The sequence below is a fragment of the Nitrobacter sp. 62-13 genome (assembly GCF_001896955.1).
GTDB lineage: Bacteria > Pseudomonadota > Alphaproteobacteria > Rhizobiales > Xanthobacteraceae > Nitrobacter.
The window spans coordinates 61,787-65,579 of record NZ_MKRN01000003.1 but is presented as its reverse complement, the minus strand read 5'-3'; the positions used below and the strand labels follow the sequence as shown (position 1 = coordinate 65,579).

Annotated in this window: 4 protein-coding genes; 1 reads left to right on the top strand and 3 read right to left on the bottom strand. The window is 60.3% G+C overall.

Annotated features, from left to right (window positions below):
• The coding region (locus BGN91_RS00555; RefSeq protein ID WP_292610015.1) for a pyridoxal-phosphate dependent enzyme at positions 1 to 580 on the top strand (580 nt) is incomplete at its 5' end.
• Here BGN91_RS00555 and BGN91_RS00550 read toward each other — a convergent pair.
• The 3 genes from BGN91_RS00550 to BGN91_RS00540 all read right to left on the bottom strand — a co-directional run.
• Positions 577 to 1,320: an amino acid ABC transporter ATP-binding protein gene (locus BGN91_RS00550; protein WP_292610014.1), complete on the bottom strand. Its 744-nt coding sequence runs from the start codon at positions 1,318 to 1,320 to the stop codon at positions 577 to 579. The genes BGN91_RS00555 and BGN91_RS00550 overlap by 4 nt on opposite strands.
• A 14-nt stretch (positions 1,321 to 1,334) precedes the next feature.
• Complete coding sequence (locus BGN91_RS00545) at positions 1,335 to 2,855, bottom strand: amino acid ABC transporter permease (RefSeq protein WP_292610013.1); 1,521 nt, start codon at positions 2,853 to 2,855, stop codon at positions 1,335 to 1,337.
• A partial coding sequence (locus BGN91_RS00540) for an ABC transporter permease subunit (protein WP_292610012.1) occupies positions 2,852 to 3,793 on the bottom strand: 942 nt, incomplete at its 5' end. The genes BGN91_RS00540 and BGN91_RS00545, both read right to left, overlap by 4 nt.

Genomic DNA, 3,793 nt, shown 5'->3' with positions numbered 1-3,793 from the left:
TCTCGACAATCCCAAGGCTCACTACGTTTCAACCGGCCCCGAAATCTGGGAGCAGACCGGCGGCAAGGTCGATGGCTTCATCTGTTCGATCGGGACCGGCGGCACGCTGGCCGGGACCGGCGCATTCCTGCGGGAGAAAAAGAAGGACATCGTCATCGGCGTTGCCGACCCCCGTGGAGCCGCCATGTACGAATTGTTCAAAAACGGCGTGGCCAAGGCGACCCCGGGAGGATCGATCACCGAGGGAATCGGACTTGGCCGGGTGACGCCGGTCATCGCCAACGCCAAGGTCGACGAGGCCTATCTCATTCCCGACGAGGAAGCCGTTCCGGTGATCTACGATCTGCTTGAACACGAGGGGCTCTGCCTCGGCGGCTCGACCGGCATCAACGTCGCCGGCGCAATTCGTCTCGCAAACCAATTGGGGCCCGGCCACACGATCGTGACGATCCTCTGCGACTCCGGCAACCGCTATCAGTCGAAGCTGTTCAATCCCGACTTCATGCGCTCCAAAAACCTTCCCGTGCCGCAATGGCTCGAGAAGCGAACCACGGTGAAAATTCCTCTCGCTCCGGCCTAACGCAGGATCTGGCTGAGAAAAAGCTGCGTTCGCGGGTGTCGCGGATTGGCGAAAAAATTCGCAGGCGTGTCGGATTCGATGATCTGCCCCTCATCCATGAACACCATCCGGTTCGCCACCTCCTTGGCGAATCCCATTTCATGCGTGACCACGAGCATGGTCATGCCTTCCCTGGCGAGGTCGACCATCGTGTCGAGCACTTCCTTGACCATCTCGGGATCGAGCGCCGAAGTCGGCTCGTCGAACAGCATGACCTTCGGATTCATCGTGAGCGCGCGCGCAATCGCCACGCGTTGCTGCTGGCCACCCGACATCTGGCCGGGATATTTGTTGGCCTGATGCGGGATTTTGACGCGCTCGAGAAATTTCATCGCGGCCGCCTCGGCGTCTTTCTTCGGGATATTGCGAACCCAGATCGGAGCGAGCGTACAGTTTTCAAGCACCGTCAGATGCGGAAACAAATTGAAGCTCTGGAAGACCATTCCGACCTCGCGCCGCACTTCCTCGACGCGTCGCAGATTGGGGCCCAGTTCGATTCCATCGACGATGATCCGGCCTTCCTGAAATTCCTCGAGCGCGTTGATGCAACGGATCAGCGTCGATTTTCCCGAACCTGACGGACCGCAGATGACGATACGCTCGCCGCGCGCCACGTCGAGGTCGATGTCCCGCAGCACATGGAAGCTGCCGAACCACTTATTGAGACCTGCAATGGAAACGATGGCATTTTCGTCTGTCATGACCCGTCCCAGCTTCAGCTTTGCCTGTCCGGATTCAACCGATGTTCGACGAACAGCGAATATCGGGACATGCCGAAGCAGAACACGAAGTAGATGATGCCGGTGAAGGCAAACCCGGTGAACAGCGTGGTCGGCGTCGCCCATGTCGGATCCGCGAAGGTGGCTCGCAAGCTCCCGAGCAGATCGAACAGCGCGACGATCGAGACCAGCGACGTGTCCTTGAACAATGCGATAAAGCTGTTCACCAGTCCGGGAATGACATGCCGCAACGCCTGTGGCATCACGATCAGTCCCGTCGTCTTCCAGTACGACAGGCCAAGCGCATTGGCGGCTTCCGCCTGCCCGCGCGGTATCGCAGCCAGGCCGCCGCGAATAACCTCGGCGTTATAGGCTCCAGCGAACAGCGCGATTCCGATCAGAACCCGGACCAGGCCATCCACGGTGAAATCTCCGGGAAGAAAAAGCGGAAGCATATAGGTTGCGAAAAACAACACCGTAATGAGCGGAACGCCACGCCAGAACTCGATGAAGGCGACCGAGAAAATCCGGATCAGTGGAATGGTGGCGCGCCGTCCCAGCGCCAGCGCGATTCCGACCGGTATCGACGATACGATGCCGGTCACCGACACCACGAGCGTGACCAGCAGGCCGCCCCAGAGACGGGTATCGACGACCGGAAGTCCGCCACGATCGAGGTGCATCACCGCCATCACCGCGCCGGCGCAGAGGAACGCCATCAGGCTCGTCAGCAGCGTGCGCCAGCCCGTTCGGAAGGCGCCGTTCAAAAGAAAGAGCAGCAGCGAGACGCTCACGGCGGTACATGCAAAGTCGTACCAGACCGGCTGATCGGAATTTTGCAGCCCATCGCGGAGCCGGACCAGCGGCCATGCCAGAAAATTCACCACGTCGCCGATCCATGCAACGGCATGTCCCGTAAGCTGCAAAACCGGACCGACTCCGCTCCCCTCTCCTGATGTCGCGAGTTGCTGTCCGACGTTGCCGAGGCCGTCGGCGAAACTCGACAGAAAACCAGCGGTCCACTTTACGCCGAACCCGCTCACGCCTCCGCCATGCAGCAGAAAAAAAGCCACGACGGGAAATGCAATGAAGAACACGCCCGCATTGAGACCCTTCGCGGGCAGCCGCGGCACCAGAAGCGGCAGCAGCAAAACGGCGGCCAGCAGGAACGTCAGATTTACCCGCCACCGTTCAGGTTCCGGATAGAAGCCGTAAATGAATTGCGTGATCTTCGCCTGAACAAAGGGCCAGCACGCCCCGATCGACTGTCCCGCATCCGCAGCCAGACACGATGTTCGATCCGTGCCTTCCCAGACCGCGTCCACGAGGAGAAACCTGATCGTCGGGACGATGATGAACCACAACAGCACGACACCGACGACCGTCAGAAGCACGTTGCCCGGAGAATTGAGCAGGCGGGTCCGCAGGAATGCGAAAAAGCCTGTCGTTGTGATCGGGGCCGGTCGCTCCGGAACCAGATCGGTACGAACGAACGACTGTGCGGGATGATCGGTCATCCGCCCATGCTCCTCGCGACGCGCCAACCGTAGAAGCTCATGATCGCGCTGGTGACCAGCGAGATCATGAGATAAACGCCCATCGTGATCGCGATGATTTCGATGGCCTGTCCGGTCTGGCTCAGCGTCGTGCCGGCAAACACCGAAAACAGATCGGGGTATCCGATGCCGACGGCCAGCGACGAATTCTTGATGAGGTTGAGATACTGATTGGTCAGCGGCGGCAGGATGACGCGCATGGCTTGCGGCACCACGATCAATCGCAGTGTCGATCCGCGCGAGAGCCCGAGCGAGGCTCCCGCCTCCATCTGTCCCTTGTGAACCGAGAGAATTCCGGCGCGCACGACTTCCGCGATGAATGCCGCCGTATATGTCGAAAGCGCGACCGCGAGCGCGACGAATTCCGGGGTCACGCGCGTTCCACCGGAAAAATTGAATCCCCTGAGAGCAGGGATCTCGAATGTGACGGGAACGCCGAAGACGAGCATCGCGAGGAGCGGAACGCCGAGCAGTAGCGCGAGAACATAGGGCCAGACGACAACGACTCGTCCGCGTTGAAAAAGTGCCCGGCGCGAATAGCTGCGCAGCCACAGACAGCCGATGACGGCAGCCGCAACCGAGACGGCGAAGGCCACAAGCCCCTCGTGCCCGACCGGCTTCGGAATGACGAGGCCGCGATTGCTGAGAAAGAATGCGTCGAAGATCGAAATGCTTTCCCTCGGACTCGGAAGCGCGCTCAGCACCGCAAGATACCAGAAGAGAATCTGGAACAGCAGCGGCAGGTTGCGAACCAACTCCACATAGCCGCCGGAAATGCGCGATATCAGCCAATTCGGCGACAGTCGGCCGAGCGCCACGACAAAGCCGATGATCGTCGCGAAGACAATGCCGACGACGGACACCAGCAGCGTATTGAGAAGGCCGACCAGAAACACGCG

What these genes read in the sequence shown, in the direction of transcription:
- BGN91_RS00550 (WP_292610014.1), bottom strand. Translation starts at nt 1,320, where the DNA reads ATGACAGACGAAAATGCCATCGTTTCCATTGCAGGTCTCAATAAGTGG.
- BGN91_RS00545 (WP_292610013.1), bottom strand. Translation starts at nt 2,855, where the DNA reads ATGACCGATCATCCCGCACAGTCGTTCGTTCGTACCGATCTGGTTCCG.